This window comes from Aliirhizobium cellulosilyticum, from assembly GCF_014198105.1.
GTDB lineage: Bacteria > Pseudomonadota > Alphaproteobacteria > Rhizobiales > Rhizobiaceae > Neorhizobium > Neorhizobium cellulosilyticum.
Map to the genome: position 1 here is coordinate 1,506,849 of NZ_JACIGW010000001.1, position 25,661 is coordinate 1,532,509.

At 58.7% G+C, this 25,661-nt stretch carries 24 protein-coding genes and 1 riboswitch; of the genes, 14 read left to right on the forward strand and 10 right to left on the reverse strand.

Annotation, left to right across the window (positions count from 1 at the left end):
- Nucleotides 1-8 precede the first annotated feature (8 nt).
- Nucleotides 9-1,994, reverse strand: coding sequence for a L,D-transpeptidase family protein (locus tag GGE33_RS07070; protein ID WP_246435746.1), 1,986 nt, complete (start codon nt 1,992-1,994; stop codon nt 9-11).
- A 406-nt stretch (nt 1,995-2,400) separates the two neighbouring features.
- On the opposite strand from GGE33_RS07070, the gene fumC reads away from it, so the two are divergent.
- Together fumC and GGE33_RS07080 are read left to right on the forward strand one after the other, a co-directional pair.
- Nucleotides 2,401-3,792, forward strand: coding sequence for a class II fumarate hydratase (gene fumC / locus GGE33_RS07075; protein WP_183821718.1), 1,392 nt, complete (start codon nt 2,401-2,403; stop codon nt 3,790-3,792).
- 277 nt (nt 3,793-4,069) lie between these two features.
- Nucleotides 4,070-5,140, forward strand: a complete 1,071-nt coding sequence (locus GGE33_RS07080; protein ID WP_148148470.1) for a GGDEF domain-containing protein — start codon at nt 4,070-4,072, stop codon at nt 5,138-5,140.
- Between the two features lie 47 nt (nt 5,141-5,187).
- Here the strand turns inward: GGE33_RS07080 and GGE33_RS07085 are convergent, their stop codons facing one another.
- The 4 genes from GGE33_RS07085 to GGE33_RS07100 are packed head-to-tail and all read right to left on the reverse strand — an operon-like array spanning nt 5,188 to nt 8,170.
- On the reverse strand, nt 5,188-5,793 hold the full coding sequence (locus GGE33_RS07085) for a pyridoxamine 5'-phosphate oxidase family protein (RefSeq protein ID WP_183822434.1): 606 nt from the start codon (nt 5,791-5,793) through the stop codon (nt 5,188-5,190).
- A gap of 11 nt (nt 5,794-5,804) precedes the next feature.
- Nucleotides 5,805-7,628 (reverse strand): monovalent cation:proton antiporter-2 (CPA2) family protein, encoded by a 1,824-nt coding sequence (locus GGE33_RS07090; RefSeq protein WP_148148471.1) that lies wholly within the window; start codon nt 7,626-7,628, stop codon nt 5,805-5,807.
- Nucleotides 7,629-7,652: 24 nt separating this feature from the next.
- A complete protein-coding gene (locus tag GGE33_RS07095) occupies nt 7,653-8,036 on the reverse strand; it encodes a gamma-butyrobetaine hydroxylase family protein (RefSeq protein WP_148148472.1) in 384 nt (127 codons plus the stop codon).
- Nucleotides 8,033-8,170 carry a hypothetical protein gene (locus GGE33_RS07100; protein WP_183686127.1) on the reverse strand — a complete coding sequence of 46 codons (138 nt, stop codon included), beginning with the start codon at nt 8,168-8,170 and terminating at the stop codon, nt 8,033-8,035. The genes GGE33_RS07095 and GGE33_RS07100 overlap by 4 nt, the downstream gene beginning before the upstream one ends.
- Nucleotides 8,171-8,256: 86 nt before the next feature.
- Between GGE33_RS07100 and moaA the strand changes: the two genes are divergently transcribed.
- Nucleotides 8,257-9,246 (forward strand): GTP 3',8-cyclase MoaA, encoded by a 990-nt coding sequence (gene moaA / locus GGE33_RS07105; RefSeq protein WP_148148513.1) that lies wholly within the window; start codon nt 8,257-8,259, stop codon nt 9,244-9,246.
- On the opposite strand, the gene thiD is transcribed toward moaA, so the two are convergent.
- The 4 genes from thiD to GGE33_RS07125 all read right to left on the reverse strand — a co-directional run bounded on the left by thiD (nt 9,233) and on the right by GGE33_RS07125 (nt 14,358).
- The gene (gene thiD, locus GGE33_RS07110) at nt 9,233-10,057 is read right to left on the reverse strand and encodes a bifunctional hydroxymethylpyrimidine kinase/phosphomethylpyrimidine kinase (protein WP_183821719.1); all 825 of its coding nucleotides are present in this window, start codon (nt 10,055-10,057) and stop codon (nt 9,233-9,235) included. The two genes, moaA and thiD, sit on opposite strands and share 14 nt — an antisense overlap.
- Nucleotides 10,054-10,689, reverse strand: coding sequence for a thiamine phosphate synthase (thiE, locus tag GGE33_RS07115; protein ID WP_183821720.1), 636 nt, complete (start codon nt 10,687-10,689; stop codon nt 10,054-10,056). Before thiE ends, thiD begins: the two co-directional genes overlap by 4 nt.
- A complete protein-coding gene (thiM, locus tag GGE33_RS07120; RefSeq protein WP_183821721.1) occupies nt 10,686-11,501 on the reverse strand; it encodes a hydroxyethylthiazole kinase in 816 nt (271 codons plus the stop codon). The genes thiE and thiM overlap by 4 nt, the downstream gene beginning before the upstream one ends.
- Before the next feature lie 49 nt (nt 11,502-11,550).
- A riboswitch (TPP riboswitch) is annotated at nt 11,551-11,647 on the reverse strand.
- Nucleotides 11,648-11,790: 143 nt separating this feature from the next.
- Nucleotides 11,791-14,358: a methyl-accepting chemotaxis protein gene (locus tag GGE33_RS07125; protein WP_183821722.1), complete on the reverse strand. Its 2,568-nt coding sequence runs from the start codon at nt 14,356-14,358 to the stop codon at nt 11,791-11,793.
- Between the two features lie 207 nt (nt 14,359-14,565).
- Between GGE33_RS07125 and GGE33_RS07130 the strand changes: the two genes are divergently transcribed.
- From GGE33_RS07130 to mobB, 3 genes are read left to right on the forward strand one after another with little or no spacing between them, the layout of a single operon-like run.
- Nucleotides 14,566-15,474, forward strand: a complete 909-nt coding sequence (locus GGE33_RS07130; RefSeq protein ID WP_183821723.1) for a DMT family transporter — start codon at nt 14,566-14,568, stop codon at nt 15,472-15,474.
- 2 nt (nt 15,475-15,476) lie between these two features.
- Nucleotides 15,477-16,091 carry a molybdenum cofactor guanylyltransferase MobA gene (gene mobA / locus GGE33_RS07135; protein ID WP_183821724.1) on the forward strand — a complete coding sequence of 205 codons (615 nt, stop codon included), beginning with the start codon at nt 15,477-15,479 and terminating at the stop codon, nt 16,089-16,091.
- On the forward strand, nt 16,088-16,603 hold the full coding sequence (gene mobB / locus GGE33_RS07140) for a molybdopterin-guanine dinucleotide biosynthesis protein B (RefSeq protein ID WP_183821725.1): 516 nt from the start codon (nt 16,088-16,090) through the stop codon (nt 16,601-16,603). The genes mobA and mobB overlap by 4 nt, the downstream gene beginning before the upstream one ends.
- Nucleotides 16,604-16,654: 51 nt before the next feature.
- Here the strand turns inward: mobB and GGE33_RS27910 are convergent, their stop codons facing one another.
- Nucleotides 16,655-18,949 (reverse strand): OmpA family protein, encoded by a 2,295-nt coding sequence (locus GGE33_RS27910; RefSeq protein WP_183821726.1) that lies wholly within the window; start codon nt 18,947-18,949, stop codon nt 16,655-16,657.
- Between the two features lie 477 nt (nt 18,950-19,426).
- Here GGE33_RS27910 and GGE33_RS07150 point away from each other — a divergent pair, with 477 nt between their 5' ends.
- The 8 genes from GGE33_RS07150 (at nt 19,427) to GGE33_RS07185 (ending at nt 25,538) form a co-directional block, all read left to right on the forward strand.
- Entirely contained in the window at nt 19,427-20,212 is a 786-nt protein-coding gene (locus GGE33_RS07150; RefSeq protein WP_183821727.1) for an ABC transporter substrate-binding protein, read from the forward strand.
- A gap of 153 nt (nt 20,213-20,365) precedes the next feature.
- Complete coding sequence (locus GGE33_RS07155; protein ID WP_183821728.1) at nt 20,366-21,148, forward strand: ABC transporter permease; 783 nt, start codon at nt 20,366-20,368, stop codon at nt 21,146-21,148.
- Nucleotides 21,145-21,975, forward strand: a complete 831-nt coding sequence (locus GGE33_RS07160; RefSeq protein WP_148148483.1) for an ABC transporter permease — start codon at nt 21,145-21,147, stop codon at nt 21,973-21,975. The genes GGE33_RS07155 and GGE33_RS07160 overlap by 4 nt, the downstream gene beginning before the upstream one ends.
- A 199-nt stretch (nt 21,976-22,174) precedes the next feature.
- Nucleotides 22,175-22,438 carry an usg protein gene (locus GGE33_RS07165; protein WP_183821729.1) on the forward strand — a complete coding sequence of 88 codons (264 nt, stop codon included), beginning with the start codon at nt 22,175-22,177 and terminating at the stop codon, nt 22,436-22,438.
- A 73-nt stretch (nt 22,439-22,511) separates the two neighbouring features.
- Nucleotides 22,512-23,327 carry a class I SAM-dependent methyltransferase gene (locus tag GGE33_RS07170; RefSeq protein ID WP_183821730.1) on the forward strand — a complete coding sequence of 272 codons (816 nt, stop codon included), beginning with the start codon at nt 22,512-22,514 and terminating at the stop codon, nt 23,325-23,327.
- A gap of 28 nt (nt 23,328-23,355) precedes the next feature.
- Nucleotides 23,356-23,922, forward strand: coding sequence for a DinB family protein (locus GGE33_RS07175; RefSeq protein ID WP_183821731.1), 567 nt, complete (start codon nt 23,356-23,358; stop codon nt 23,920-23,922).
- A complete protein-coding gene (locus tag GGE33_RS07180) occupies nt 23,922-24,335 on the forward strand; it encodes a CopD family protein (protein WP_183821732.1) in 414 nt (137 codons plus the stop codon). Before GGE33_RS07175 ends, GGE33_RS07180 begins: the two co-directional genes overlap by 1 nt.
- 126 nt (nt 24,336-24,461) lie before the next feature.
- Nucleotides 24,462-25,538 (forward strand): D-alanine--D-alanine ligase family protein, encoded by a 1,077-nt coding sequence (locus tag GGE33_RS07185; RefSeq protein WP_183821733.1) that lies wholly within the window; start codon nt 24,462-24,464, stop codon nt 25,536-25,538.
- Nucleotides 25,539-25,661: the final 123 nt, after the last annotated feature.

Below are 25,661 nucleotides of genomic sequence, written 5' to 3' on the forward strand. Positions count from 1 at the left end.
CCGAAGGATCAGATGCGCGCCTTCGTCGTGGCATCAAAAGCCTTTTGGACCGCAACATCACGATCATAGACGTCATCGAAATATTCGATTGCGCCGTCCTTGTTAGGCCATGCGGTGAAGTAAGCGACATAGACCGGGATCTTCGCATTCACCTTTTCGGCGACATTCTTGCCGGCGGCAATTTCAGCGTCGACCTGCTGCTCGGTAACCCCAAGCACAGCTGCGGCCATCTTGCGCGGCTCCTGCAAGCGCACGCAACCATGGCTGAGCGCACGCATGTCGCGCTGGAAAAAGCTCTTCGATGGCGTGTCATGCATATAAATCGCATGTGCGTTGGGGAAGAGGATCTTCAGGTCGCCGAGAGCATTGTCGCTGGATGGCGGCTGGCGCACGGAGATGTTGTTGGTCGAACCATACCAGTTGACCGCGCTAGACGGCATAACCTTGCCGTTGACGGCGACTTCATAACCGGTGCGGTCGAGATAACTCGGATCCTGGCGCAGCTTGGGCAGCATCTCGTTGACGATGATCGACTGCGGCACGCCCCAATAGGGATTGAACTCGACCGTCTGGATCTGGTCCTCGAAGAAGAATGTCTGATGCGCCTTGGCGCCGATGACGACGCGCATCGAGAACTGCTCGGCGCCATGATCGTGATAATAGACGCGGTAGGCGGGCTGGTTGATGAAGACGTAGCGCTGACCAAGATCATCCGGCAGCCAGCGCGCCTGCTCCATGGCAACGACCACCTTGTCGATCATGGCCTGCGGAGAATGACCGGCCATCTTTCGCAGCGTCGCGGTACCGATGACGCCGTCGGCCTTCAGACCGACCTCACCTTGAAACGATTTCACCAGTTCGACCAGTTCAGGCGTGTATTCCGGAGTCTTCTGATAGGCGGCAAGCGTTGCGGCATGCTGCGTCCTAAGCGATTCTGAGCCCTTCTTCTCGATCACGGCCACGATCTGCGGCAGGTCTGTGCTTACATTACCGGGCTTCAGCAACAGTTTTTCAGGCAAAAGGATATCGTCACCGGCGCTAGCTGCCTCGGCCTTCAGCTTTGCGAGTTCCGCCTTGAGTGCCATAAAATTCGGACCCTTGGGCGCCAGGCCTTCGAGATAGACTGCAGCATCGGGTGCCGTCGCAGTCGATGACAGGGTCTGCGAAAGATTGACGTCCTTACGTTTGAAATCGTGATATCCGGAAATGCGGTTCGGATCGATCCGGCCACGCACCATATCCTGCGCGAACAGCAGCGCCTTGCCGGACAGCGCTAGCTCGAACTGCATCAGTTCGGCATCATGGGAAACCGCCGGCTCTGCAGCGACAACGGGAGCAGATGCAGCGGATTCAACTGAAGGCGCAGATGCATTATCGGTGGCCGGGGCGGCAGTTGTGTCAGCAACCGGCGCCTGTGCAGCTACAGGGGCAACGTCCGCAGCCGTCGCATCGACTGCGGGTGCAGCAGCCGGCTCAACGCTTGCGGTTGTCAGTACCGGCGGCGTCAGCAGATAGTCGGCCGGATCAAGCCCGTAGTCCCATGCTCTTTCGAAAAGCGCGAGGACTGCCCTCGCCTTGTCGTTGATCTCACCACCGGAAACCCAAAGCGGCGCCGTGGCCTTGCCATAATAGGCCTCAAGCACGGATGCTATATCTCCGGGTGCGGACACCTTGGCGTTCGCCATTGCCTGGAACGGGGCCACAGCGGAGGAAGAGAAACCTGTCCTTACCAGACGCTGACTGTCCGCCTTGTATGTGTAGTATCGAGGACCGGTAACCTTGGGCAGAGGCTCGGGATCAGCCAAGGCGCGCTCGCTCGGCATTGCCTCTTGCGCCCTTGCATTTGCCTGAGCTGCACCATCGCGCTTGCCTGGCCCACCGCGAAGAATATCCATAAGAGTGATGGCATGGGCCGGAGCAGCCGCTCCTGCAAAGATGGAAATACCCGACAGGAGCGCCAGTGCGATCGATGTCTTCTTATGTTTGTGCTGCAATGTAGTCCCCGTGACCTTCGTCCGCGTCTCGTTGGCGGGCTCGACTTCAGTATCACGCCATCTATCCGATCGCGTGAGGGATGGAAAGAAAACGGTCGTTCACTTCTCGGTTCCAAAAGACTGAAAAAAGCGACGCGCCGATCTGCATAAAGGTTAAGAAAGTATTGGTTAATTTTTTGCTGACAGCCGACACGATCTTACCCGCAGCGTCGGCCTACCCTCCGCATAAATCGGTTCGGCGTGTCATGAAGGACACGCATTTGCTGCTGCAAAAAGCCGCATCGGAAGCTTGCGGACGTCCGGCAATCGTATAGTAATGCGCCGCGCCGGTACGGTTACGCCTCCACCATATATTTATCGAGGATCGCGACGCCGGTGAATGCATCAGGGAGAAAAGGCAACAACCATGGCATCGACCCGCACCGAAACCGATACGTTTGGCCCGATCGAGGTCGCGAGCGACCGCTATTGGGGCGCTCAGGCGCAGCGTTCGCTTGGAAACTTCAAGATCGGCTGGGAAAAGCAGCCGCTTGCGGTAGTTCGCGCACTCGGCATCGTCAAGCAGGCCGCAGCTGTTGCCAATATGGAACTGGCAGGTCTCGACAAAGGCCTTGGTAATGCAATTATCGACGCCGCCCAGGAAGTTATCGACGGAAAGCTCAACGAGCATTTCCCGCTCGTCGTCTGGCAGACCGGCTCAGGCACGCAGTCGAACATGAATGCCAATGAAGTGATCTCCAACCGGGCAATCGAAATGCTCGGGGGCGTCATGGGCTCAAAGAAGCCGGTACATCCGAACGATCACGTCAATATGAGCCAGTCGTCGAACGACACCTATCCGACAGCCATGCATATCGCCTGCGTCGAAACGATCGTTCGCCACCTCCTGCCGTCGCTGAAGCATCTCCACGAAGCGCTGGAAGCGAAGGTCAAGGCCTTCAGCCATATCATCAAGATCGGCCGCACCCACACGCAGGACGCAACGCCGCTGACGCTCGGCCAGGAATTTTCGGGTTACGCAGCCCAGGTCGCATCGGCGATCGCCAATATCGAACTGACGCTGCCGGCGCTCTCAAAGCTGGCACAGGGCGGCACTGCCGTCGGTACCGGCCTGAACGCCCCGATCGGCTTTGCTGAAAAGGTTGCCGACGAAATCTCCAAGATTACCGGCCTGCCTTTCGTCACCGCGCCGAACAAGTTCGAGGCTCTTGCCTCGCATGATTCGATGGTCTTCTCGCATGGCGCCATCAACGCAGCTGCAGCCGCCCTCTTCAAGATCGCCAACGACATCCGTTTCCTTGGCTCAGGTCCTCGCGCCGGCCTCGGCGAGCTTTCGCTGCCGGAAAACGAACCGGGCTCATCGATCATGCCGGGCAAGGTCAATCCGACCCAATCTGAAGCGCTCACCCAGGTCTGCGCGCACATTTTCGGCAACCATGCGGCGCTGACTTTCGCCGGTAGCCAGGGCCATTTCGAGCTCAACGTCTACAATCCGATGATGGCCTACAACTTCCTGCAGTCGGCACAGCTTCTTGGCGATGCTGCAGTCTCCTTCACCGACAATTGCGTTGTCGGCATCGAGGCACGCGAAGACAACATCAGAAAGGGTGTCGAGAACTCACTTATGCTCGTCACCGCCCTGAATTCGAAGCTCGGCTACGACATCTGCGCCAAGATCGCCAAGACCGCTCACAAGAATGGCACGACGCTACGCGACGAAGCAGTTGGCGGCGGTTACTTGACGAATGAAGAATTCGATCAGTATGTCCGTCCGGAAAACATGATCGGCCCGAAATAAATATCATGAAACAGGGTTTCGCATTCCGGCGCGCAGCCGGAATGCGGCCACTGCATACCACAATTGCACCTATCATCATACAACTATAGATAAATCAAAAGATACTTAGTTACGACACGTAGTCACTTATCGTATTGAGTAATAATAAATTTTAGCGCCACCAAAAATTCCTTTTACTACTTGAACGAAGCGTCGACGAAATAGATCCTTAATTATTTTCCAATAGATTTTAATATAAGATTTTATCAAATCCATAGGGTCTAACTGGGGGTCGTCGATGACGACGATATCTGCATCGAAGCCGCATTCGGGTGACCTGATGGGGCAGATCATCTATGCAGTGCGGTCAATGGGCGTATCGCCCATACCGCGCAATTATCAGCTTTTCTATGAAGCCTATATAGGCTCGAACCCGGATCTTACTCGAGAACTCGCAGCGCTTGGCAGCCGAGCTACTCAGGAAGATCTGGACATAATTTCAGAGCGTTATCTCGGCGGGCCTCAAGCTGCCGTTATCGAGAAGGCAAACGACCGTTTGCTCGGGGAACTCGATGCGCTGCTGAAGCTTCTGCGCCAAGAGCAAAACTCGCTCGAAAGTTACGGCAAGCTGCTCAGCGAGACCGCGTCGAGAATCAATACGAAGAACAGTTTCTCTACGGATATCATCCGCAGTGCCATCAGCCTCTTGCACCAGGCAACCGATGACAAGATGGCGCATGGCGAAAAGACCGTCGACGACATGGTTCAGCGATCCAACGAAATGGATCAGGTGCGCCGTGAACTTGATGAGTATAAGCGCATTGCCAATACCGATTCACTGACGCGACTTTCAAACCGTCGCGCCTTTGATGAGCGCCTGGCCAGTTCATTCGACAACCAGACGGCCCTGCCCCTCACCGCGCTTGTTCTGGCTGACATCGATAACTTCAAGAAGATAAACGACAATTTTGGCCATCCGGTTGGCGACAAAATTCTCGCGACTGTCGCTTCTGTGCTGCGCGCCAATGTACGGAAAGATGTATTCGTCGCGCGCACCGGCGGTGAAGAGTTTGCGATCATCGTTGAAGGCAATACGCCGGACGAAGTAATGGTGATCTGCGAGCGCGTGCGCCGTGCCCTTGAGACAAGAACCTTCCGCAACTCTCGCTCGGGCGTAAACTACGGACCGGTGACAATCTCGCTCGGTTATTCGATGGCCGTCCAGGCAGCCGATCCCGGCGAGCTTTACGCACAGTCGGATGCAGCTCTCTATTATGCCAAAAACAGCGGTCGCAATCGCTCGGTCTTCTTCGAGGAGAGCATGAAGAGTCATTACATCAGCAAGAACTGGCTGATCTACAAGAAGTAAAAGGCAGGCCGCCCGGCCTGCCTTTTCTCTTTCAGGATATCTCTCACTCACCACATGGTTTTGGCCGCACGCGCCGGCCATTCACGATCATAGGTTTCCCGGTCGAAATCCGCTTTTGCCGCCTTCAACAATTGCCCTGGCGTCGGCAAAGTCGTCGGGTCGACGAAACGATCGACATTCCACAGCTCGGATCGCATCAGTGCGCGGGCGCATTGGAAATAGACCTCATCGATGCTGACGATCGCAACCGTTCGCGGATGTTTGCCATCCATCTCGAAGCTCTGCAGGAGAGATGGCTCGGCGGAAACGACTGCCCTGCCGTTGACGCGCATTGTGGTGGTCGAACCGGGAATAAGGAACATCAGGGCGACACGAGGATCGCGAACGATGTTGATAAGCGAATCGACACGGTTGTTGCCGCGCCAATCCGGCAGCAGCAGCGTATTTTCATCCTCGACCCTGACAACACCGCCAATATCGCCGCGCGGCGAACAATCGAGACCTTCCGGGCCCACCGTCGCAAGCGCTACGAACGGAGAGATCTCGATCATGTGCCGATATTCCGGCGTCAATTTTGTCGTCACCTTGGCAGTCGACGCTTCGCTCGAAGCGCCATAGATCGCTTTTAATTCCTCGATCGAGCGGATGATCATGGTTTCGTCATTCACGTTGCAGCCTCCTGCGCGGCGGCCTGTTCTGCCGCGCGTTGCTCTCTTTGCCGTCCCGTTCTTGCGGCAATGACGTCGGCGGGACGTGCGTTGCCCTTGATCAGCGAGCGACCGGCATAGATGCCACCGATCTGCTCTAGTGCGAAACGCTCGCGATCGGTCTCGCGAAATTCCTCGATGATCTGGGCTGCCAGTTCTTCCTCCTCGCCAAGCACGCTCAGCACTTCGGTGCCGAAATTCAGCGCCGATTCGTAGGTCTCCCGAATCTGGTAGTCGACGCCGGCTTTCAAGAGATCTATCGCGTGGCCGCGGTCATAGGCACGGGCAAGCAGCGGCACCATGGGAAATTCATCCTTGACGATCTCGGCTATCTTGATGGCCGCTTCCTTGTCGTCAATACAGATGAGGATCGCCTTTGCGGTCGCTGCCCCCGCGGCGTGGAGGATTTCCGGGCGGGAACCGTCCCCGTAAAAGACCTTGAAGCCGAAATCGCCGATATCCCGGATAAATTCGGCATCCTTGTCGATGATCGACAGCGTATAACCGCGCGCCAGCACCGGCTGGCTGACGATCTGGCCGAAACGGCCGAAACCGATCATCAGCACAGTGCCCGCAATATCTTCCGGCGCGTCAAGCCCGCTTGTGTCGACCTGCGGCTTGGGTGCAATTCGGACATAAACAGCCACGACCAGCGGCGTGACCACCATGGACAGCACGATCGTTGCGGTCAGCACTGCATTCGTCTCTGCGTCGAAAATGCCGGCCGATGTCGCAGCGGCATAGAGCACGAATGCGAATTCACCGCCCTGCGCCATCAGGATCGCACGGCCGACACTTTCCGGATGAGGCGTACCGAGAAGGCGGGCAACACCATAGATTACCAGTGCCTTTACGATCATGTAGGCGATCACGGCAAGAACGACATGCTGCCAGTTCGCGGCGATGACTGCGAGATCAACCGCCATGCCGACGCCCAGGAAGAACAGGCCGAGCAATATCCCCCGGAAAGGTTCGATATCGGCTTCAAGCTGATGCCGGAAAGAGGATTCGGACAGGAGAACGCCAGCAAGGAAGGCGCCCATGGCCATGGAAAGTCCGGCGAAATCCATCAGCAGCGCTGACCCCAGCACCACCAGCAGGGCGGCTGCCGTCATAACTTCACGGGCACCGGAATTGGCCAACAACCGGAAAAAGGGGTTGAGAAGATAACGTCCAGCAAGAACGAGAGCCACCAGCGCGGCGAAGCCGATAGCAACAGACTGGAAACGTTCCATGATGGATACGGTCTCACCGTGCGAAGCAAGGAGCGCGACAATCGCCAGCAGGGGTACAATGGCCAAATCCTCGAAGAGCAGGATCGAGACGATATGTTGGCCTTTCGGGGTATGCAGATGATTGCGCTCCTGCAGCATCTGCATGACGATTGCCGTCGATGTCAGGACGAAACCTGTCCCTGCCACGAAGGCAACGGGAGCCGTCTGGCCAAACCCCATTCCAATCGCCATCAGCGCCACAATACAGGCGCAAACCTGAAGTGCGCCGAGGCCGAATATATCCTTGCGCATGCTCCATAGGCGCGAGGGCTGCATTTCCAGCCCAATGATGAAGAGGAACATGACCACGCCGAGTTCGGCAATGTGGAGGATGGCTTGTGGATCGGAGACCAGCTTCAGGCCGAATGGGCCGACAACCAGGCCTGCCGCCAGATAACCGAGAACCGAGCCAAGCCCTATACGCTTGAACAGCGGCGCGGCGATAACGCCTGCGCCCAAAAGCGCCACGACCTGTACCAGTTCACCTGCATTCGATTCTGCCGCCACCCGCTTTTCCCCTTGCTTATCCTGTTAACGCGCTCGCGCGCCGTCTCGGCTCAGGCCCTTAGCAGCCAGATCCTCTTCGTATTGTCGAAAAAGATCGTCACCATTCGTTCCCAACTCGCGCAGATAACGCCAGGTGAAAATTCCACTGTCGTGTCCGTCGTCGAAAGCAATTCGCACGGCATAATTTCCGGCCGCAACCAAATTTCGGATTGCCACCATACGCTTGCCGGGAACCGTCACCTTTTGGCCTGGACCATGGCCTTGAACCTCGGCCGAGGGCGAGAGAACGCGCAGCCGCTCGGCGGGCAGCGCAAAACGCGCTCCATCGTCGAATGTCACCGTCAACGTCCGCTTGTCTTCGGCCACACGCAGTTCGGTGGGCCAGCTGTCGTTCGAAACCTCGGTCATATCCGCTCTTCCAATTTCACCCGCTCAGGATTATGGATTTCATCAATTCGCCGCAACCCTGCGCGTCGCGCCGTTTTGATCAAAGTGCCATCCGCTTTGTCGGTATAAAGCTTGACGTCATCGATGATGACCACCAGATTCCGGCAATCAGGAGTATATTGACTTGAATTCCATCGTTACCCCACCATTGTTCGGCAATCCAGCATCGGCCCAGGCACCGATGATCGATCCGTTTGGTCGTGCGGTGACTTATCTTCGTGTGTCAGTGACGGATCGCTGCGATTTCCGCTGTACCTATTGCATGGCAGAAAATATGACTTTTCTGCCGAAGAAGGACCTGCTGACGCTCGAAGAGCTGGAACGTCTCTGTTCCGCCTTCATCGCGAAGGGTGTTCGCAAATTGAGACTCACAGGCGGCGAACCGCTTGTGCGCAAGAACATCATGTTCCTGGTCGAGGCGCTTGGAAAACAAATCGATGCAGGAAGGCTCGATGAGCTGACGCTGACGACCAATGGTTCGCAGCTTGCCCGTTATGCGCAAGAGCTTCATGACAACGGTGTGCGCCGCATCAATGTTTCGCTCGACACGCTCGACGAAGCGAAATTCAAGGCTATCACCCGCTGGGGCAATTTCCGTCAGGTCATGAACGGTATTGATGCTGCCCAGAAAGCCGGGATCAAGATCAAGCTCAATGCCGTGGCGCTGAAGGATTTCAATGAGCATGAAATCCCGGAAATGATCCGTTTCGCACATGGCCGGGACATGGACCTGACGCTGATCGAGACCATGCCGATGGGCGAGATCGAAGAGGACCGCACTGACCGCTATCTCCCCCTGTCGCAGGTTCGGGAAAGCCTTGAAGAGCAGTTCACTCTTTCCGAAATTCCTTACAAGACAGGCGGTCCCGCCCGTTATGTCGAGGTAAAGGAAACAAATGGACGATTAGGCTTCATCACGCCGATGACGCATAATTTCTGCGAAAGCTGCAATCGCGTACGTCTCACCTGCACCGGCACGCTCTACATGTGTCTCGGCCAGAACGACGCCGCGGACCTGCGTTCCGCCTTGCGCGGCTCTGACGATGATGATTACCTCGCCAATGCTATCGATGAAGCGATCACCCGCAAGCCGAAAGGCCATGACTTCATCATCGACCGCACTCACAAACGCCCCGCGGTCGCGCGACACATGAGCGTCACCGGCGGGTGACCTCATCCTCCCACAGCTCGACGAAATGATTGACCGGCCCGTGTCCGCTGCCGACCGATAAGGTGTCGGCAGCGTTTATAGCCTCGGCCAGATAAGCTTTCGCCAACTTCACCGCCTCCACCATGGATCGTCCCTTGGCAAGTTCGGCGGCAATGGCGCTCGACAGGGTGCAGCCGGTGCCATGGGTGTTCCTTGTCGTCGTTCGCGGCCCTTCAAACCAGGTCACGCCACCAACATCCACCAGTACATCCGGACTGTCGTCGCTGGCGAGATGGCCTCCCTTGATCAGCACGGCACCCGGTCCTTGCTGCAGCAAACCCGTCGCCTGGCTGGCCATTTCCGCCCGTGTCTTAGCCTCATTCTCGCCCAGCAGGACTGCAGCTTCGGGAAGGTTCGGCGTGATGACGGAAGCAAGCGGCAGCAGCCGGTCGATAACCGCTTGACCGGCATCGGAGGCAAGAAGCGGAGCGCCACCCTTTGCGACCATCACCGGATCAAGCACGATCGGAATACCCATTGCATGGGTCTCAAGCAATTCTGCAACGGTGCGCGCAATCTGCGCATTGGCGATCATGCCAATCTTCACTGAATCGACCCTTATGTCGGCAAAAATCGCCTCGATCTGGGCGCGAACGAACTCCGGAGGCAACGCATGAATGGCGGTCACGCCCTGCGTATTCTGGGCCGTCAACGCCGTCAGCGCTGCCATGCCATAAGTGCCGCGGGCGGAAAATGCCTTGAGGTCCGCCTGTATGCCGGCGCCGCCGGATGGATCGGAGCCGGCAATCGACAAGACATTGCGAATCGTCATTTCTTTGCCTCCGCAATTTTATCGGCGATCAATCGTGTGGCAGCTTGGGGATCGGGCGATCCGCATATGGCAGATACGACCGCGAGACCCTTTGCCCCTGCGCGAAAGATTTCTTCGACATGTTGAACCTTGACGCCGCCGATCGCCACTGCGGGTATCGGGGATGCCGCCACGATCCGCGCAAGGCCTTCAAAACCGATCGGCTGCTTGTGATCCGGCTTCGTGCCGGTCGCAAAGACCGGGCCGACGCCGACATAATCAACCACCGCCGGATCAACCCGTCGCGCCAGATCTTCCGTCTCTACGGAGAGACCAAGGATTAGCCTATCGCCAACACGCTTTCGAACCTCCGTCGCATTCATGTCTTCCTGCCCGACATGAATACCGTCTGCACCGATCGCGAGCGCGGCCTCCACATCATCGTTGACAATCAGCGACACGCCGGTCCCTGAAAGGGCAGCTTTCAGCTGCAGGCCCGTCGCGATCATCTCTACGGTCGTTGCCTGCTTGTCGCGCAACTGCACCATCGTTGCCCCGCCCAGCACGGCAAGTCGCGCCGTCTCGACCATGCCGATCGCGCGACAAAGATCCGGGTCCAGCACCAGATAAAGGGAAAGGTCGAACTGCTTCATGCCGGTATCACCCGCGCTACGGCATCAACGGCATCCGGGGTCACCTCCGCAAGCAGATCGAGGAAACGCACGGCAAAGGAACCCGGCGCATGAGCGTCCCGTCCCGCCAGTTCGCCAGCTGACGCAAACAAGGCAAGCGCCGCAACCGTTGCCTCAAACGGCTTGTCCGGCATGGTTGCTGCAAAACCGCCGATGACACAGGTCAACGAGCAACCGAGCGCCGTCACTTTCGGCATCAGCGCAGATCCACCGAGAACATGAACGGCACGATGACCGTCGGTGACGAAATCCCGTTCCCCAGTCACTGCGACGACACAGCCATGACGAATGGCAAGAGCGCGGGCAGCAGCCTGCGCGGAAGCAACGCTGTCACCCGAATCCACCCCCTGCCCCGATGCATGCTCGCCGGCAAGCGTAATGATTTCGGAAGCGTTGCCGCGGATTACCGTCGGCCTGTGCTCCAGAAGCGCGGACACTGCGGCACGCCGATAGGCGGTCGCGAAATGCGCGACCGGATCGAGTATCCAGGGTTTTCCCGCTTCGCTTGCAGCCTCGGCGGCCTGCTTCATGCCGTCGAAAAAGTCCGGCGAGAGGGTCCCTATATTGACGGTCAATGCCGCCGCTATGCCTGCGAATTCCGCCGCCTCTTCCGGGCTGTGCACCATTGCAGGCGATGCGCCCGCAGCCAGCATCACGTTGGCGGCAATGTTCATCGCGACGAAATTGGTGATGTTCTGCACCAATGGATTTTTCTGCCGCATCGCTGCCAGCAATGCGCCGGGTTTCAATGATTGAGCGGAATCGTCTGCCATCTGCGCCTCCTTTTGAGGCGGAGGTCGACGTGGGGATACGACGTCAAGAACGAAGACCCGAACGACTCCCTCCGCCAGCATGATCTGGTTCAGGTTCAAAGGGTACTTCTCAGCCCGGCTTTCGCCGGACGCCCCTGTCATGATCAACAACTACCGGATGATGATCCGCGATTCCAGCCTTTTTACGCAAATGCGGCGAGATGCGGGCTTAGCCTTAGCCTCGAAAGCCGCCGTCGTGTCTGGCGGCGGCTTTTGAAGTTTCACGAGATTCTGGGCATCTGCCTTCACGTCATGCGGCGCTGCTACGGTGCAAACGCGGCTGAGGCTCCTGGTAATAGGTCCCGCTGCTGTCGCTGGTCCTGAAGCGGCCGATCTTCTGGGTCAGATCCTCCACCCGGTGACGCAGGCCACGTATTTCGGCATTGTTCTCCTCGACCATGGCGGCATTCTGCTGGGTTATCAGTTCGACGTCGTTGACAGCCTGCGTGACCTGCGTGATGCCAGTCGACTGCTCTGCGGCAGCCGAGGAAATCTGTGCCACCAGTTTTCGAACATCGGTGACGTGAGCAATGATCCTGGAGAGTGCTTCGCCGGTTTCCTCGACGAGCTGCACGCCGCTTTCGACCTGCGTTGCACTTGCCGAAATCAACTGCTTGATCTCGCGAGCCGCACCCGCGCAGCGCTGGGCCAGTTCGCGGACCTCCTGGGCGACAACAGCAAAACCGCGGCCTGCTTCACCAGCGCGAGCAGCCTCGACGCCGGCATTCAGCGCCAGGAGGTTCGTCTGAAAGGCGATCTCGTCAATGACGCCGATGATCTGGCTGATCTTGTCGGAGGAGCGGCTGATCTCGCCCATGGCATTGACTGCGCGTGCCACGACCTCGCCTGAGCGGACGGCGAACTCTTCGGTCTCGTTGACCGATTGAGACGTCTGACGGGCATTGGTAGCGGTGCTACGCACAACACCGCTCAAGTGGCGCAAAGCCCGAGAGCTTTCCTCCAGCGCGGCCGCCTGCTGTTCCGTGCGTTTCGCCAGATCGTCGGCGGAGGCGGAAAGATTGGCCGTACCGCCATTGATCTCCTGCGCCGCAAAACCGACTTCGGACAAAGTCGCACGGAGAGCATCGACAGCCTGATTATAGGTTCTGGCCATCATGACGAAATCTGCCGGGAGATTTTCGTCCATCCCCGTTGCCAGATCGCCCTCGGCCAGATTGCCGAGCACGCCCGAGAGCGCGGTCAACGCATGCTGCTGATCGGCCGCGATGCGGGCACGTTCGCCGGCACGCTGTTCTGCTTCCGCCGAGGAGAGCTCCCGGGCGGCGGCGGCTTCCTGCTCCAGCCGAACATTTTCTCTCGCAGCGTCGCGGAATACCGTAACGGAACGAACCATGTCACCGATCTCATCGCCACGCTCGCGGCCTTCGATCGAAACTTCGAGGTCGCCGTCGGCAAGACGCTTCATCACTTCGGTCACCCGGCGCAGAGGGCCACGCAATGTCTCGACCAGCATCAGGCCGCCAGCGATCGCCAATATCGTACCGACCACCATGGCGACGACCGAAAGGTTTGCCGACCGTTCGCTATCTTCCTTGCCGACTTCCTGAGCCTGGGCAACGAAATTCTTCAGCCCGGCCATTGCGCCGGTCAGAGTGGCCGTGGCTTCCGCCCTCTTCTTCTGCCAGTCGGAAGCGATCACGATCAGCTTTGTCGATCCGGCGTCGAGCGATGCGAGAAGCGGCTCCAGCTTCACAGCAAAGCCAGCCATGGTGAAGTTGGTCTTGGCAAGTTCAGAAACACGCGCCGAGACGGTACGCAAACCCGCCGTCGATTCAAGAAGCGGCTTCTGCGAAGCCTCGCTCATCGTACCGCTCATCCGCTCGACAAGCAGTTTGAGCTCATCGATCCTGCGCAGCGAATCCTCTGTCTGGGCAAGCAGCTCACGCTGGACGGCCACATCACCTTCAAGACCGACAAACCGTTCAGCCGCCGTTACGGCCCGGCTGTTGGACAGATTATCCAAATCTCGCTGTATCGGCATGAGTGCACTTGTTCCGACACGCACCGCCTGCGCCTTGTCGGCGATCGGGGCGTCGCCGGCAATGGTCGCTTTCAAGCTGGCGGCGGCCTGTCGCGCCGGATCGAAAGCCTTGCCCGCCTTTTCCGATACGAGAGTGCTGATCTTTGCGAATTCCTCTTCCAATGGGCTGAGGTAGAGCTTGGCCGTATTGATGGCCGCATCGTCGCTTTCGGCACGACGCATTGCTTCACGCAAGTCCGAGACCCTGCCCGAAATGGCGTTATAGGCATAGGCTTCCAGCAACATGCCCTTGGCAAATTTCTCCTTGCCGGCGCTCTGCTTGCGCAGGCTGCCCACCTGCGCTTCCACTTCCGTGCCGAGCGTATCGATTTCCGTCACGGCGCTGGCCATCTGCGCATCCGTTTCGTCCCGCAGCAGCTTGACGGCCCACAGCGCATCGACATGACTGCGCATTGCCGAGGCGAGCCCCATAACCGGTGCAACCCGTGATCGATCCCCTTCGCTTGTCAGAAGTCCCTCAAGCACACCGACGCCCTGTTCCTGGGCATCGATATCGGCTCTTAGTGCCGAAAGCGTCTTTTCATTCGGCGTAGCGGAATATTCCTGCAAGCTCGACTGAAGGCGCTCGAAATCGCCGATGTTCTCAATCGTGGCGCGGGTCACGGTCATATGGCCATTCAGAGTATTGGCCGTGTAATATCCGGCAAGGCCCACGCCCGCGATCAGCAGAACGAGAGGAACAACGAACAGAAGAACCTTGGTTACAATTTTCCGGCTTTGCAAAAGTCGATCGATAAACAATTTTTTCCCCGTCATTAGCTGCGCTGAAGGCACGATTGCATGTGTGCACAACGGAGCGATTCCAGCCTCATGCGGGAACATCTGCACACGATGGCCACTTTCGGTTGAGCAACCGTTAATGGCAGCCGGCGACATTTGCGCGCGGAAAAATCAGATGGAAATCTGCTGGCAGCAAACTTGCCGATCACGTAAAGACGGGACGCAAAGGGTGGAGGAATCGGGATGGCATTGTCGGATAACACGCGCGGTGCGCTGCTCATGGCGACCGCGATGGCGGTGTTTTCCTGCAATGACGCGATGGTCAAGGCATTGACGCACGACCTCAGCATTCCGCAGATCATGGCAGTACGTGGGGTTCTGACAACCATACTCGTATTTGCGGTCTCCATTCTCCTGCGCGCCAAATTCTCGCTACGCGCCTTCACCCATCCGCTGGTGCTTTTGCGCACCGCCTGCGAACTCGGCGGAACTTTGTCCTTCTTTAACGCGCTTGCCAGGATCGATTTCGCTTCGGCTTCCTCGATCATGCAGTCGCTGCCGCTTGCGGTTACGCTCGGGGCTGCGCTTCTGTTTCACGAACCGGTCGGCTGGCGGCGCTGGAGCGCCATCATCGTCGGCTTCCTGGGTGTGCTGCTGATCATCCAGCCGGGACCTGAAGGCTTTTCCAGCGACGCGCTGTTCCCGCTTGCAGCGGTTTTCTTCACCGCCTGCCGGGATCTCGTGACACGCAGGATCGCAACGGAAATCCCGACCATCCACGTGACCCTCTTCACCTCCTTCATCATCATGGTCGTCGGCTTTGTTCTCGTCGGCCCGACAGGCGGATGGCACCCGATTTCGGGTTTCAACTGGCTGCTTCTGGCGCTGACGGCGATTGCGGTATTCTGCGGCTATCAGGCAATCATCCTCGCCATGCGCGGCGGAGAAATCTCCTTCATTGCGCCGTTCCGCTATACCAGCCTGATCTGGGCGCTCCTCATCGGGGTCCTGGTTTTCGGTGAGCGTCCGGGCATGACAGTGCTCCTGGGCGCAGCCGTCGTGATCTGCTCCGGCCTCTATACATTCTACCGCGAAAGCCGCCGCGCCATCGATACGGCCAAAAAGGCGGTGACGCCCACGGCGGGTGGCTGAGGATGCGCCCGCCCGGTCTCATTCTTGCCGGTGGCCGCTCCAGCCGCATGGGAGCGAACAAGGCGCTGCTTCCGCTCGGCGACAAAAGCGTTCTCGCTCATGTCATTAGGCGACTGGCTCCTCAGGTATCGGATCTCGCCGTCAACGCCAATGCCCCCTTCCCGGGGTTTGAGAGCTATCGCTATCTTGCAGATGATCTCGCCGGACAGCTAGGACCACTCGCCGGCATCCTTACCGGGATGCGCCATTATTCCCGCCGGCTCGCAGAAGTGTCGCATTTCGCCAGCGTTCCGTGCGACAGCCCTTTTCTGCCGTTAGATCTTGTGCTGCAATTCAGCGCAGCCTGTTCCGATCCGGAAACCATCGTCATCGCCACCTCACTGGAGCGCCGTCACCCGGTTTTCGGCCTCTGGCCGATCGCTCTTGCGGAGGATCTCGAACACTGGCTGATTGATAACGATAATCGCCGTATCAATGGGTTCCTGAGCCGTCACCGCATGGTGACTATCGATTTCCCGTCGCTTCAGACACGCCGCGGCCTGCTTGATCCCTTCTTCAACATCAACACACCAGAAGAGCTTACCCAAGCCGCGGCCTTTACGGAGAGCCTTGAATGAACACCACGCCCGCCTTCGGGATTTCCGGCTGGAAGAATTCTGGAAAGACGGGACTGACCGTTCGTCTGGTTGAGGAGCTTACCGCCCGCGGTTATCGCGTTTCCACCGTCAAGCACGCGCATCATGACTTTGACATCGACAAGCCCGGTGCGGATTCATTTCGGCACAGGGAGGCGGGCGCCGGGGAAGTGGCAATTGTCTCGGGAACGCGCTTTGCGATCATGCATGAACTGCGAGACGAAGCTGAGCCGACGCTTGCCGAAATCCTTTCACGGCTGGCACCTTGTGATCTCGTACTCGTAGAGGGCTACAAGCACGAGGCCATCCCGAAGATAGAACTGCGCCGGCTGGAATCGAAAAGCCGCGAGCCTCTGGCACCGATTGATCCCCATATCGTTGCGATCGCCACGGATCACTCGCTCGCTTTGCAAACCTTGCCCGTCTTCGAGCTCGACGACACGGCATCCATTGCCGACTTCATCATCGACATCACAGGTCTTCCAAAACGCTGAAAGCCGCCGACCGATTGGCCGACGGCTTCCAATTCCTGCCTGTCCGATCCGTTACTGGTTCGAGGCGACAGGTTTTACGAGAGGCGTGATCCGGCGGATCGTCACGCGGCGGTTTTCCTGGTTTGCCGCTTCGGTACTCACTTTCAGATACCGCTCGCCGTAACCTTGCGTCGTCATGTTTTCGGGCGGAATGCCGAAAGCATCCGACAGGACAACAGCCACCGATTCTGCGCGCTTGTCCGAAAGGACTAGATTGCTTTCATCCGAGCCGACCGCATCCGTATGACCTTCGATCAGGAAGGTTTCCGACGGATCCTTTTCCAGCACCTTGTTGATCGCGTCTGCAACCTTGCGCAGCGAGGTTGCCTGGTTCATCGGAATCTCGGCGCTGCCCGTGGCAAAGGTGATGGTATCGAGGTCGATACGCGGAACCTTGTCGCGGATACGGGCCGAATAACGGACCTCATCGAGCGAATAAGGCCGTTCGACCCGCTCCACCGGCGGCTGCTCAAGGAAGCGGTAATAGTCGCGATCCGGCTGGCTGGATGTATCGATGATGTAGTCGTCAATCGGCACGCCAAGGCGCATCGGCGGCAGGTCGTCACCCGGATCGCGCCAGGTATAGTCCTGACGGTCTTCCAGAAGCTCCGGTGCGTAATAGAGCACATACTCCCGACCGCCACGGACGATGCGCGAACGCTGGACGACTTCGCCATAGCGGTTGCGGATCGTCACCACGCGGGTACCGTCGTTGCGTTCGACGACCTCGCGATAGCGACCGTCGCCCAGACGCTCATATTCCGGACGGCCTCCATCATCGTAGAAGCGGCGGCTGTCGTCGTGGCGCACATAGGTCTGGTTGTCGATCGAGATGATAACGCGACCATCGTCACGGTCCTGATCCCAATTCCTGTCGCGGCCACGGTCACGATTGCGATCCTGGTTTTGGTTCTGTCCCAGAAGGGCGTCGCCGATCGGGCCCAAAACATCCCAGCCGCGCGGCCGTTCGAAATCGGGCCGGCCATCGATACGCTGGCCGCGTTCCTCTACCAGCTCGCGACGCTGGTTGCGCCAGCGCTCCCGGTCTTCGCGGGTGACACGATCATTGGCCTGCGCGTCTGCATCGTTACGCGGCGGCGGAGCCGCGCGTTCCTGTGCCTGCTGCTGGTCTGGCGCGCTCGGATTTCCGCGTCTGTCCGGACGGCTCGGATCCTGCGGACGGTCACCGCCGCGTTGCGCACGATCCGGCCGCTGTTCCTTGGCACTGTCGAGCACGGCGGCTCCGTTTTCGACCGGAAGATTCGGCTGCTCGGCGCTCTGCTCAACGGGACGCGGCTGATTGCGCTCTCCACCGCTCACCGCCTGATCAGGTGCCTTGTCCGCGTCCTGAGCCTGCTGTCGGGCAGGTTTGGGCGGCTGGCCCGGCTGCTGCTGGGGCACCGGCGCCTGATCGGCATTCTGCTGCGCGCGAGGCTTTGGCGGCTGAATCACATCTCCCTGATCTGCCTGTTGACGCTGCGGCCGTTCAGTCTGAGGACGCTCGGCCTGCTGCGGACGGCCTTGAGGCTGCTCGGCCTGCGGCTGTTCCGCCTGTTGCTGGCGTTCCTGCCCCGGCTTGGGCTGTTCCGCATCCGCCTGTGCAGGCGGCTTTGCTGTCGGCTTTGGTTCAGGTGCCTGATCGGCATTCTGTTGTGCGCGAGGTTTTGGCGGCTGGATCGCATCGCCCTGATCTGCCTGTTGACGCTGCGGCCGTTCAGTCTGAGGACGCTCGGCCTGCTGCGGACGGCCTTGAGGCTGCTCAGCCTGCGGCTGTTCCGCTTGCTGCTGGCGTTCCTTGCGCGGCTTGGGCTGTTCGGCCTGATCTGCATCCGGCTTTGCCTGTTGACGGAGATCGGGGGCCTGCTCGGCGTTCTGCTGACGCCGTTGCGGCCGTTCACTACCCTCACCCTGATCTGCCTGCTGCTCACGGCGCTGAGGGCGCTCGGCGTCCGGCTGCTCGGCACGCTGTTCACGTTGGCGGGGTTGCGGCCGTTCACCACCCTCACCCTGATCTGCCTGCTGCTGGCGACGCTGGGGACGTTCACCCTCTGGCTGTTCTGCCCGCTGCTGGCGCTCGCCGCGCGGACGTTCAGCTCCTTCGCCCTGATCAGCCTGCGGCTTGCGGCGCTTCGGAAGCTCCTCGCCCTCTGCCGGAACCTGCTCCTGCACCCGAATGATACCGGGCGCCGCCGGCTGCACCGATCCGAGATCCACACCGGACGGCAGGGCATAGGCAGGTTGCATCAACAATGGCAGGGACAAAACAGGCGCCGCCACGCTGGCGAACAATCTGGATTTCATCGACATGACATTTTCCTTCTTCTGGCTTTCGTCCCTAGATGCTCGCGACGGCCCCAATGATCATGACTGTTGAGGCCCACCTCTTGCGGGCAGTTTTTCGCGGCACCACAACTGTATTTGTTCCAATTTGGTTCCCATTATGGCCGCCTGCAAAGGTCCGTATCATCGGGACCAAAGTCTGAACTGTGTTTGAATGCTGTATTCATCCGGCAATTATGGCTGCGCCATCTTGGCGCATCACAAAAAGCTCCGCCTGCGATGTCAGGCATTTTCTTCCGGCAACAATCTCCTCCAGGAACCCTCTGGCGACATCAGGGTTTGGACGTAAACGTCAAACGCATGTGAAGCCCGAGGTTGCCGTAGAAAATGCCGTTGCAATTTTGCCGGAGCCGGTATCTATAAAAAACAAGGGCTGCGAAATGCCCCTCGCCGGCTGCGAAAAACCGAGAACACGTCGCCGGCCTGCCAACAGAGAGGACAATTATGAAGATCTCCACCCGTTTGTTTGCTGCCGCGTCGATCGCGGCGATCTCGCTTTTTGCTGGCGCCGCTTCGGCCCAGGACAAGCTGGTCATCGGCACGGAAGGCGCATACCCGCCCTTCAACGTTCTGGAATCCAACGGCGAACTGACCGGCTTCGATATCGACATCGCCAAGTCACTCTGCGTCCAGATGAAGACCGAGTGCACCTTTGTCACCAATGACTGGGATGGCATCATCCCGGCCCTGCAGTCCAAGAAGTTCGACGCGATCATCGCTTCGATGTCGATCACGCCTGAGCGCCAGCAGCAGGTCACCTTCTCCAAGAAGTATTACAACACGCCTCCGGCAATTGCCGTGCCGAAGGATTCGCCGCTGACGGAAGCAACTGCTGCTTCGCTGAAGGGCAAGGCCATCGGCGCGCAGGGTTCGACCAGCCACGCCAACTATGTCGAAAAGCATTTCCCCGATGCGGATGAGAAGCTCTATCCGACAGCTGACGAATACAAGCTCGACCTGACCAACGGCCGTATTGACGGTGTTGTCGACGATATCGTCGTGCTCACCGAATGGGTGAAGTCGGATGCCGGCTCCTGCTGCAAAATCCTGACCCCGCTGCCGGTCGATCCGGAAATCAACGGTCAGGGCGCCGGCATTGCCGTGCGCAAGGACGAACAGGCGCTCGCAGACAAGTTCACCACCGCAATCGCGGCAATCCGCGCCGACGGCACCTACAAGAAGATCCAGGACAAGTATTTCGACTTCGACGTCTATGGCGGCGACAAGTAATCCGTCCAATCGCTAAAAAAAACGGCGGAAGGGTCACCTTCCGCCGTTTTCATTTTCATCAAGCACTTGTCCTCAGAAAATTTTCCTTTTTAATTGGCATTTGAAAGCGGCACGACATAAGCCGCAGGGGAATATGAACCGGAACATGATCCTATGAGCGGATGGCTCTCCGCCCTCTTTAATACACTCGACCCGTTTTGCGGCCCCGCCGGTGTCTTCACCTGGTTCGGCGGCACCGGCCTCGTCTCCTGTGGCGACACCGGCTGGGGCGACGAAATCGCCTTCGGCGTCAAGGTGACGATCTCGCTGGCGCTCGCCACGTTGCCTGTCGGGCTGCTGATCGGTTTCCTGATCGCGCTTGCCGCGCAGTCGCAGGAAAAACTGCTCAGGCTGGCCGCCGGTATCTACACCACCATCTTTCGCGGCCTGCCCGAACTGCTGACGCTGTTCATTGTCTATTACGGCGCGCAGATGTTGATCCAGTCGGTGCTGGCGTTCTTCGGATATGACGGGCGCGTCGAGATCAACGCCTTCGTTGCCGGCATGGTGGCGCTTGCGGTGGTTTTCTCATCCTATTCGTCGGAAGTGCTGCTCTCCGCCTTCCGCGCCATTCCGCGCGGGCAATATGAGGCTGGTGACGCACTCGGTCTTCGCCGCAGCAAGACGATGGTGCTGATCGTTCTGCCTCAGCTTATCCGCATCGCCCTGCCCGGTCTTACCAATCTATGGCTGATCCTCCTGAAGGATACGTCCTACGTATCCGTTATCGGGCTTTCAGATATCGTGCGCCAGACGGGCGTTGCGGCGCGCGTCAGCAAGGAAGCCTTCTTCTTCTATTTCCTGGCCTGCCTGCTTTATCTGATCCTGGCGATGATCTCCTCCTACGGTCTCGGCTTCATCGAGCGCTGGGCCAAGCGGTCGGAGGTTTCCCGATGAGCGTGGCGAAAGAAATGATCCCGCCACGCCCGGCACCTGCAGTGCTGCACCGGCCTCTGACGACAGCGAAAGTCGTCGGCATTGGCGTGCTGATCCTTTGGGCCCTGCTTGCCATGGCTCTGATCAGCATGGTGATCGAGGGATGGGATCCGGCCAAATTCGAACGTTACGGACCGCGTTACCTTAACGGTTTATGGACGACGATTTCGCTGGTCGGAATCTCCATCGTGCTCGGCGCCGTTCTCTCGCTGCCGATCGCGTTTGCCCGCATGTCGAAGAACCGCGTGCTGAATGCGATCGCCTACGCCTATGTCTACATCTTCCGCTCGACGCCGCTGCTCGCCCAGCTGTTCCTGATCTATTACGGTCTTGGCAGTTTCCGGCCGCAGCTGGAATCCGTCGGCCTGTGGTGGTTCTTCCGCGAGGCCTGGTATTGCGGCCTCTTCTCGCTGACACTGAACACGGCCGCCTATCAGGCGGAAATCCTGCGTGGCGCGATCCAGAGTGTTCCCGTCGGCCAGCATGAAGGTGCCGCCGCACTCGGCATTTCCAAGCGCGTCGCCTTCTGGAAGATCATTCTGCCTCAGGCATTGATCGTGGCACTTCGCCCCTACGGCAACGAGATCATCCTGATGATCAAGGGTTCCGCCGTCGTTGCGATCGTCACCGTCTACGACCTGATGGGCGAGACGCGCTACGCCTTCTCGCGGACGTTCGACTACCAGACTTATCTCTGGGCTGCGATCTTCTACCTCACCATGGTCGAAGCGCTGCGGCATCTGTGGAACTTCATCGAACGGCGCCTGACCCGCCATCTGGTGCGCTGATGCACGTCGCGATCCCCCCGAAGCGGTTGAGCACGTTCGGGAGACATGCGTTAGCAGCACTCCCAGACGATGGATGCTAACAGGCTGAAATAAACCATCAATTTCAGCCAAAAGCGACAATTGTCAAGCTTCCGTTAAGCATGACATGATCCCATTTCAATGACGCAGACAATGCGTCATTGAAAAAAGGGAACAGCAGATGTCGGAACTCGAAATGATGCTGAAAGGCTACGGCCTCACCACCGCACAGATCTTCTACCGCATGCCGGATCACCCTGCCCTGCTGCAGAGTTACCTCTGGCAGAACTACGATCTCGCCCCCGACTTTCCGGAGATGAACGGCTTTCTGAAATTCTGGCAGGAAAAGCTGGAAGGCCCGATCCATTCTGTCCGCTACGTGCATCGCAAGCTGATCTCGGCCAGCGAGTGGCGGCAGGTGAAGGGCGAAATCATCCTGCACTGATTGCGCTTGGCTGTGATCCTCGCAATTGCCAAACGCTGCCGCGACACGTAAAGCGGCTGGCAACAACGAGGATATGGTTATGGCGAAGATCGACGAAGAAGCATTGGCGGAAGCCTATAACCGGGCGCTCGCGCATGAAAAGGCCGGCGAGATCGATGCTGCCGTCGAAGCTTATCGCCAGGTGCTGGAAATCGATCCCGAAGATCATGGTGGTGCCGCCGTTCGCATCGCCTCGATGGGCCGCGGCGAAGCGCCTCCGAAGGCGCCCGACGCCTATGTCGAAACGCTGTTCGACCAGCATGCGGAAAGCTTCGAAGACATCCTCGTCGAACAGCTCGGTTATGCTGTCCCGGTTCTGGTGCGCCAGCGCCTGCAGGAACTGAAGCTCGGCCCGTTCAAGCGCATGCTCGATCTCGGCTGCGGCACGGGTCTGACCGGCGGCACCCTGCGCGACATGGTCGACGACATTACCGGTCTCGACATTTCCGAAAACATGGTCGAGATCGCCCATGAGAAGGATCTCTACGAGACGCTTTATGTCGCCGAAGTCGAGGATTTCCTCGAGGACAATGACGACGAGCCTTTCGACCTGATCACCGCGACCGACGTGCTTCCCTATCTCGGTGCGCTCGAACCGCTGTTCTTCGGTGCGGCCGAAAACATGGTCGCTGGCGGCCTGTTCATCTTTTCCTCCGAATCCCTGCCGGAAGGTGATGAACGCACCTACACGGTCGGCCCGCATCAGCGCTTCATGCATTCGCCGGCCTATATCCGCGCACGGCTTGCCGATACCGGTTTCGAACTTGTCGAAATGAGCGATATCAACGTGCGGATGCAGGACGGCAATCCCAGCCCGGGCCATCTGGTCATCGCGAAGTTGAAGGGATAATTTCTTCGCCTCAACGGAGAACGGCCCCATGACGCCGGAGCGTTACCTCATAGCCCAGGCATACAACAACGCCTGGGCCAATCACCGGCTGCTGAGAGCCTGCGCCCTGCTGTCTTCCGAAGAGCTGGCCGCGCCGCGGCAAAACTTCTTTCCGTCGATCATCCACACGCTGAACCATATCCTGACCGTCGACTGGCTCTATATCGGCGCGCTCGAAGGCGACTGTCCGGGTGCTTCCGCCTTCGAACCGGAAATCCCGTTTCCCGCCCTTGCCGATCTCGACCGCGAACAGCGCGCAGCCGATCACCGTCTCATCGACCACTGTCGCAGCCTGACGGACGACACGCTTTGCGCCGAAGTCCGCATCCCGCGCTACATGCATATGCAGGTCGAGCCGACAGACCGCATCCTTCTGCATCTCTTCCAACACCAGATACATCATCGCGGACAGGTTCATGCGATGTTATCCGCAACGGGCGTAAAGCCGCCGCAACTGGACGAATTCTTTCCATCCGACCCGGCAGAACAGGCGCTTCGAGCGCAGGATCTTGCTGAACTCGGGTTTACCGAATCCATGATCTGGAGTGATCGATAATGCTGTATTTCGTCATCAAGGCTCTGCACCAACTCTCCGACTTCCTCCTGATCGGCGGCATGCTGATCAATGCCTTCGTCATTTCGATGGTGCCGCCGCCGATCCGTGTCGGCGTGATCGTCGCGCTACGCAAATACGACCGCACAGTGACCACTGCAGCGCTTGCCGGCGCCTGGATTTTCGGCCTGTGGCTTGCCTTCGGTTACATCGGCTTTGCCGGCAATGGCTGGCTGCATGCCAAGCTTCTGCTCGTCGTCATCCTTTCGGCGCTGCACGGCATGCAGCAGGCTGCGATGCGCAAGATGGCTGCCGATCCGAAATTCGACCCCAACGCCTTCGTGCGCATCGGCATGCCGGTCATCCTGATCTGTCTCGTGCTCGTCGTGGCGCTCGCCGTCATCAAGCCGTTCTGACACCAACTTTCCTAATCTCCATAGCCAGCGCGCCGCAAAACAGCCCGTTTTGCGGCGTCGCAAGGAGTGGGTGAAAAACCGATGCAGAATCGGATACCGGCCACGAGCCGGACTGGAGAGGGTTACATGACGGGAAACTCAGGCAGGTTGCGTATTGCCGTGTTGTTCGGCGGGCGTTCGGCGGAACATGACGTGTCGGTGCTTTCGGCCACCAATGTCATGAACGCGCTCGATCCGCAAAAATACGATGCGGTACCGGTCTTCGTCAGTCGCGAAGGCCTATGGCTGCTCAGCGCGTTCGAGGGCGGCGCGCTTTCAAAGCCGGAAAACGGCACCCAGCTTTCCCTGATCCCCGGTGGCAAGGGTCGTCTTCTTGCACTTCCCGAAGGTGCTGCGGCATACGAACTGCCGAAGATCGATATCCTGTTTCCAGTGCTTCACGGCCTGCATGGCGAGGATGGTGCGGTTCAGGGGCTTGCCGAAGTGGCGCGCGTACCGCTAGTTGGCTGCGGCATTCTCGGTTCCGCCAATGCGCTCGACAAGGATATCGCCAAGCGGCTGTTCAACGAGGCCGGCATTCCGGCGGCTCGTTCGGTGACGATCTATCAGGATGCGGCACCCGCTTTCGAGGAACTGGAACAGGCGCTCGGCCTGCCGATCTTCATCAAGCCGGCCCGCCAGGGATCTTCGGTCGGCGTCAGCAAGGTTTTGACGAAAGCCGGTTACGACGCGGCCTTGTCTGAAGGTTTTCGCCACGACAGCAAGCTTCTCGCCGAAGAATTCATCAAGGGCCGCGAGATCGAATGTGCTGTTCTGGAAGCGCCGGACGGCAGCCTGTTCGTCTCGACAACGGGCGAGATCGTTCCGGCGGAGAGCCACGGCTTTTACAGCTACGATGCCAAATATATCGACGAGGATGGCGCAGCGCTGAGAGTTCCGGCGCAGATGCCGCCGGATGTCGAGGATGAGATCCGCGCCTTCGCGATCAAGGCGTTTCGCGCGCTCGGCTGTGACGGCATGGCGCGAGCGGATTTCTTCCTCACCTCGGAAGGGCGCATTCTTATCAACGAGCTGAACACCATTCCCGGCTTCACCGATATCAGCATGTATTCCAAGGTGATGGGCGCAAGCGGCGTCAGCTATCCTGAAGTCATTGACCGGCTTGTCGAACACGGCCTGGCACGGGCCGGCCGATCGATCTGATCGGCCCGACCTGTTTTTTGAGCAATTCCAGCAAAAGTGGGAACCGGTTTTGCGTCCGGAATTGCGTTAAAACAAAGAGATAGAGCGGTTTCGCATTTCAAAGAAAGGCGGAAATGCTCTAGA